Origin of the sequence: Propionibacterium sp., from assembly GCF_047719395.1 — a bacterium.
GTDB lineage: Bacteria > Actinomycetota > Actinomycetes > Propionibacteriales > Propionibacteriaceae > Propionibacterium.
Window position 1 is genome coordinate 5,963 of record NZ_JBDNTB010000006.1, and the last position, 6,534, is coordinate 12,496.

At 57.6% G+C, this 6,534-nt stretch carries 7 protein-coding genes; 2 read left to right on the top strand and 5 right to left on the bottom strand.

All coding sequences use genetic code 11. The annotated features are described in order from the left end of the window. Nucleotides 1–116: 116 nt before the first annotated feature. Complete coding sequence (locus ABF648_RS01715) at nt 117–1,031, bottom strand: hypothetical protein (RefSeq protein WP_415630565.1); 915 nt, start codon at nt 1,029–1,031, stop codon at nt 117–119. A 163-nt stretch (nt 1,032–1,194) separates the two neighbouring features. Next, on the bottom strand, nt 1,195–1,608 hold the full coding sequence (locus ABF648_RS01720; RefSeq protein WP_415630566.1) for a hypothetical protein: 414 nt from the start codon (nt 1,606–1,608) through the stop codon (nt 1,195–1,197). A gap of 292 nt (nt 1,609–1,900) precedes the next feature. Between ABF648_RS01720 and ABF648_RS01725 the strand changes: the two genes are divergently transcribed. Next, complete coding sequence (locus ABF648_RS01725) at nt 1,901–2,443, top strand: hypothetical protein (protein WP_415630567.1); 543 nt, start codon at nt 1,901–1,903, stop codon at nt 2,441–2,443. Between the two features lie 354 nt (nt 2,444–2,797). Continuing rightward, the gene (locus tag ABF648_RS01730; RefSeq protein ID WP_415630568.1) at nt 2,798–3,592 is read left to right on the top strand and encodes a hypothetical protein; all 795 of its coding nucleotides are present in this window, start codon (nt 2,798–2,800) and stop codon (nt 3,590–3,592) included. 214 nt (nt 3,593–3,806) lie between these two features. On the opposite strand, the gene ABF648_RS01735 is transcribed toward ABF648_RS01730, so the two are convergent. From ABF648_RS01735 to ABF648_RS01745, 3 genes are all read right to left on the bottom strand, one after another. Continuing rightward, entirely contained in the window at nt 3,807–4,448 is a 642-nt protein-coding gene (locus tag ABF648_RS01735) for a hypothetical protein (RefSeq protein WP_415630569.1), read from the bottom strand. 155 nt (nt 4,449–4,603) lie between these two features. Further along, nucleotides 4,604–5,995 (bottom strand): type IIL restriction-modification enzyme MmeI, encoded by a 1,392-nt coding sequence (locus ABF648_RS01740; RefSeq protein WP_415630616.1) that lies wholly within the window; start codon nt 5,993–5,995, stop codon nt 4,604–4,606. Then, nucleotides 5,941–6,534 (bottom strand): DNA methyltransferase (locus ABF648_RS01745; protein WP_415630570.1); only part of this gene is annotated, 594 nt, incomplete at its 5' end. The genes ABF648_RS01745 and ABF648_RS01740, both read right to left, overlap by 55 nt.

The following is a 6,534-nucleotide window of genomic DNA, read 5'->3' on the forward strand; positions in this document are numbered from 1 at the left end:
TCCCGCCTCCAAACACGCCCCGTGCCTGGGCTCGGCGGGCGCGGCGGCGCGCTCCCCCGCGGCCTCCTTTTGTGGATCCACATAAATACATATGTGTATGTGACCACCACCATCTGCTAGGCCGCCGTATTGTCCTCGGTGGTGTCATTGAGGCGCTCGTCGACGAACTGTTCGAATGCGGCAATGAGATCCTGCTTGTCGTCGAAAGCATGGAGCGTCTGGAAGATGTTCGTCTGTCGGACAGGTTTCAGATCGGGTCTCTTCCGAAGGACGGCCTTGGGGGTCTTCAGGCGTCTCCCGTCGGAGGTGAGCACGGCCTGTTCGAACTGGACGAAGGAGAGCACGGTGGTCCCGTAGTAGCGGCGGGCCGACATCAGGAGATTCCGTCGGGACCACCCTCGGGGGACGAGGAGGAGCGGACGACCGTGTGCGATGGGCAGCCGACCATGAACTGTTGTCCATCGTCTGGCGTGGTGATCCCACACCTGTCGTTCGAATGATTCTGCTCGGTGAAGGCCTGCTGTGAACTGCGGGAAAGTGTCGAGCATCTCCGCGGTGAACTGCATCAGTGGACCGTAGATGATACGGGTGGTGATGTCGGAGGTGATGTCGCGGTCGATGCCCTCGACGAACATTGGAAGTTGTTCGATCTGGCACAGCGCACCGATCCTAACCAGCGCTTCAACGTCTCCGAGAAGCGTCTGCCAGATCAAGGTGCCGACCGACTCTGCGCCGCCGTGGCCGCGGAATCCAACTGCCGCCATGCCATGGCGCGTCTCCCATGGTTCCTGGAAACGTTGAAGTAGTTTCAGACCGTGTCTATACGCGTCGTCATCTCCGCGCAGGACACAGTTGGTCACCTCCGAGAAAAACGTGTCCATGCACGTGGCGGCATCCCGCACGTAGGGTTCCGGCCCTCCTGAGATCCGGATGGCGTGAGGGTCGATGAACAGGAGATTGTCTCCTGCCACGTCGACATCAACGAATGGGACCGGACCAGAGATCCCGTAGTAGGTAGTGATTGAGGGCATGGGTGCCTCTCCTCTCGGTTGCTGGCCCAAAGGAGAAGCAGGAGCGGTGGCGTATGCCACAGGAGACTCCGCTACGCTGGTGAGGACCGATCAAGTCATCATCTGCGCCCTTTGGGCCAGAGGCGGCCCGGGACTGTTAGCGCAGTTCCGGGCCGTCACATTTTTATGGGGTCGAGGGTTCCTCCCCAGAGGAGGCCGTCGGCTTCCTGTTGCCGTGGACCTCGGCGCTCTCGCCGTTGAGGTCAATGCACAAGATCCCGTCCTTCATGGTGGGACGCCACCGTCGGCTGACGCTCGTGTCGATCCGGTAGTACTGCGTGAACGCCGCGGCCGACAAGAGCGTCAGCCCCGTGTTGCTCCTGGGTTGAGGGCGGATCTGGTAGGTGTTCGGCGACGCTGCTGCCGGCCGGATACCGATGACATTTCTCTCCCTGTCGAAGAGGAGCTCCACCGTGTCGGCGTTGTCAATCAACTTGTGGGCAGCACCGTTGAAGGAGAAGATTCCGCGCCTCTGGATCGTCACACTCGGTTCCTTACCCAGCGGAGCGACCCGCTTATTGAAGACTTCGAATGCCATGTCCACCTCCCTGATCTGTTCTCAAACAGAATATCACGCGCAATAGAAATCCCAACGTTCCCGCGTTGGCCATCGCGGCGAAGTCTGTTCATGAATCACTCAATCCCACAGCAATGGAATATGACACTCCTATCGTGTGACAACACATCTTTCTGATTCACCATAAAATCAACTGCTTCTATCGCAGACAAGACGTCGTATAGAACATCCGAATGCGTCCATCGCTTCCGATGCGTCCGTCACAATAGTGACACCGTGCCGAACATGTCCGGAGGATGTGTACGGTCGAGCCATGCCGTTCGGTCGAGGTGAGTGGGTCTTCGTGGATGAGTCGAAGGCTCACGGCTACTACATCGCTGCCGCAGCCGTTGCCCGAGGAGACATTGCCGGCACCGAAAAGCGTCTGCGCGCGCTCCGCATGGGCCACCGCAGCTCCCTTCACTTCCACAGCGAGGGCAACCGCAGATCGCAGCTCTTGCGCGAGTTCTGCCAGATGGACGTCCGTGCCACGGTGTACGTGATGAGAGGCCACAAAGACCGTGTGGCCCGCCCCGCCCTACTGCGTGCACTGGTCGGTGACATGGTCGCCGACGGTGCACAGCACCTCGTCCTGGAACGCGACGAATCAGTTGAGGTCTGGGACCGACGCACAATCCGCGAGCGCCTCGACAAGATCGGAGGCTTGAGGAAACTCGTGTACGAACACAAGAACAGGAACGACCAGCCGATGCTGTGGCTGGCAGATGCCGTCGCATGGTGTTACCAGAAGGGCAACCCCTGGAAGACCCAGGTACAACCCATCGTGTCCGGCGTGATCACCGTCGACCTGCCCTAGACACACGCAAGCCCGGCTCGTCATACCAAAAGATCGGGCAGACTGCCGGGCTAACTTCTCGGGACTAATGCCCCTCGCACCAAAAACACTACCAAGACCCCCGCAGGACATCAAGACAATCCCGGCGGACACCGACCGCTACCCCCAGCCATCCGCGCGGTGTCCCTATGCACCTCCTCCCGCACCTGGCCTACTCCGAGTCACCCGAATCCTGTGAGATCTACGTCCACCCTCCGCAGTTATCCCTCCCTCACTGTCCCCGGAGGGTCAAGATTCACCCGACATCAAGGCCAGCACCAACTCAGTACTAACAACTGTGACACTCCAACCACTACTGCACTGTATCGTCAGAATATGCTTAGACGATTCATCTACCTCAACACCACAGCTGTACGTCAGTACACATCGATTCTTGACAATGGCTTGATGACTTCCTCGGTTGTAACTGAAAAAATAGACAGCACGCGCGGTGGGAAGGGCAACCTCAAGGTAATCGAAGGACAAGTTGGGAAATCGACTGGGTCTGAGAACATGACCACACGCAGTGACACGGATGAAGCTCGCTTTGATCGGCTCGTACAGGCAGCTAAAGAGTATCCCAAACAGCTTGGATGGATTAACGTTCGGGATCCTGAAACTGACCTTTCCCATGTCGTTGTTAGCGCAATCGTCTCTTGGGAGTGTGAAGTTTGGGTTCCGCCTGTCGCGCAACTCTTCTCCCGTGCAAGTGGTGTGAGTGATGCTCTCGGGATGTTAGGAGCATTTGTGCCAGCTGCGCGCGCAATGGGCCAAGAACTCACCGGATTCCCAAGCGAGGAGCAGATCGGCGCATTACAGAAGTTCACCTCTGAATCGGCTGGAAAACTTGTCTTGGTCGGTGACGACGGTTCAACGGAGTGGAAGATCACCGGGTCGCTCGATGGCGAGTTTCTTGATGGCGAACTGGACGGACGAGCCATAGTAGTTGGTAAAGTGAAAAAGGTTGTCCCCAAAGACGCTTGGCAATCGATCATTGCGATGCCTGGGCTTAACATTGTGTCGCGTGCGAAGCGGCGTGCTCAGGAACGAACAGCTCCGGCACCAGGCCAAGAGGATAACTACGTCAAAGGCCCAGCTTTAGTTCTAGACGTCCTCGCAGTCTATCTGTGACTTTTCAGATTAATGGCTAGGGATTTCCATGAAATTTCCACTGCTCACTTCACTTCTCCGAGACAGGACATACCGTCCGTTCAACGGCCATGTGATAGGCGAGGCGATGGCTACCCTGGTCCACATCACCCAAAGTGAGCACCTCCCATCTCAAAGCGATCCAGAGCCGATCGATGCGGGGCCAACAGTGATCGTTGTGAGGTCTGCTACTTTCTCATTTCTCCAAAACTGTCTTTCCGCGTTCACACAGTACAGACATGGCAATAGCGACAATTAATTCCACCTGATCAGCTATTACTGGTTGAGTAGGGTTTAGCATACTAACAACCAATTGAAGACAGATAACAGTGCCAGCCAATACTATTGTTGGGGCGTCGGTGATAAGATCGGTCATCTTATCCCGACTTCGTTTCTCTTGAGCTTGGACCAAGTCCTGCGCGAGCGCAAGAGACGCCTCACCTGATTCGGGATCTGCGTCTTCTCCCGTGAGGGAATCAGCTACGGCCACCCCGTTGCGCCGGATCGCACGAATCGTACTTTCGACGGTGGACAACGAAATTTCGAGATTGCTTGCTGGAAGCTCTACCGAGACGCTTTCGAATATTGTTGCGATCCACTCTGTGGTGATCCCAATTTGAGTCAGGAAACCTCTAGGTAAAGTCAATGACATACTGACTTGCTTCAGGACAGACTTCATTTCAGACAGGTCGTACTCTGAAGCACGTTTAGTCGTACTGTTCAGATAGCTTTGAGTAGACAATACGGTATTCACTACCTGGCTCAGCATCATCTGGTTGCGCTGAGTCCACTGCTCAAGTATTGGCTGTATTGCAGTTGTGAAGTTTGCTGCTGCCATGTCCATAGATGAACTGGCAGCACGCAATACTTCCAGATTCGCCGTGTCAAAATGCAAATGCTTAGCTTGGTTCCTGTGCTGATAACAGAATCGCCCCGATACCACATGCCGCCGACATCTCCCACCTGACGCGGTATGACCTGCGCAACGCATCGTCACTCCTGTGTCATCTCCGCATAGCGTTCGAAGAGGATCCCCTGGCGCTGCTCCTCCGAGTTGATTGATCTCCTCGCCCCGAATGCCTTGTCGACTACCTTGTCTAGGGCCCGGTGGGCCTTCACGAGCGCAGAATCCATTCCTAACGGGTTGTACTGGTCTGCCAATGCCTGGTCTGGGTGGAGGGCTCTGGCGTCGAGCACACCCTTCCCAGCGGCGATGATGTCTGCCCGGAGCTGTTCTGTCACTGAGGGGAGCGGCAGGGTGTTCCAGACCAGGGTGTTGGAGAACCGCAGGTCGGATTTGAGCCTGCCGCCCACGGTGCGCTGCCAGGTGATGCACATGGCGCTGCTGATGATGCCGAAGGCAAAGCCTTCGGCATCATTCCCCTTGAAAGTAGCATCGCTTGCGATCACTGAAGGCGGGAAGTAGTCACATGTGAGGTAGGGGCGGTTTTCGCTCACGACTCGTGGGACGCAGATGAAGTTGACGTCGGGTTGGGAACGCTGTCCGAACAGGTGCGGTGTGGCGGCCATCTCCCTGGTCGATTCGGCAGTGCTGCGAGACCGGAATTCGCGAACCTTACGGAGACGGTCCTTGAGATTTTGGGATCGGACGATGTCTGCCGGGTCGAGGTCGACCAGCCACAAGCACCAACGTGGCTCGTTGTGGACGAGCTCCTGCGCGCCAACGTAGCGACGGATGTACTTGGCGGCGGCGGGGTCAGCCATGACCTCGTCGTATTCGTCGGGCTCGACGACGAGGCGGCCACCGTCCCTCGCTTTCCCGCCGCCGTCTCGTGGCATGTTGCCGAAGGCAAGGGGTGGAAGATCCGGAGACAAGGGCTTGCCTCGCTTCTCTATTAAGACGTTTGGACCGTCCACCAAGTAGGCGTTGATGTGTCTCACAGGTTCGGCTCTGGGTCCCCCATGAATATCGTCGTAGTGGAACAGCACCGCTGGTGGTGTGGACTCCTTGTCGAAGCCGATGGCCACGCAATAGACAGCGGCCGCGTCGGAGGCTTCGGAAGTCCAGGCGAATGTGCGGTGGGCGAACCTGATTCGCCACCCCGCATCGAACAGCGGGCGGAACAGGGCCGAAACAGGTTCACCCTGAGTCACAGAGTTGGTTGACACGAATGCGAACCGTCCGCCACGAACACCACGAAAATAGTCGATGGCCTTGCGGTACCAGCCCGTGACGTAATCGAGGCGGCCAATGTCGTTTCGTCCCCACACGTCGCGAAGATCCTGCGCTTGGAGTGGGTTGCGGGTGGAGTGGCCCAAAAATGGCGGATTACCGGTGATGATCACATCGGAGCTGGGGGGAAGGGCCGCTACCCAGTCAGTTCGAAGGGCGTTGTCGTGGATGATCGTGGGAGCGATTCTGATGGGGAGCCGGTCGGGGCGAAGCCGAACTCCTCGGTCATCGTCTGGTTGGCGAGGTGGTCGACGAGCAGCATGGCGACCTCGGCGATGCGAGATGGCCATTCCTCGATTTCGATGCCGTAGAAGTGGTCCAGCCGAACCTTAATCGTATCGGTGACATCGATGGACGTTTGGATGAGACTGGGATCACTGATCTTCCCGTCGTCCAAATCGAGATCACGCCGACGCTTCATGATCTCGAGCTCAAGGGCTCGAAGTTCCCGGTAGGAGACAACGAGGAAGTTCCCGCAGCCACAGGCTGGGTCCATGATCCGGATCCGCCCGAGGTCATTCCACAGTTTCGTGAGTTCGGATTTGCTGTTCCACGCACTACTGAGACGCTGGTGATACTCGTCGAGAAACAGTGGGCCGATGACCTTCATAATGTTGGTCTCGGTGGTGTAGTGCTCGCCCCCCGCCCCCCCGGGGTGCGGGGTGTAGGTGGGGTGGGGCAATGGCCCCCACAAGGGCCGGGGGTGGCAGGCCCCCGCGCAACGACCGCC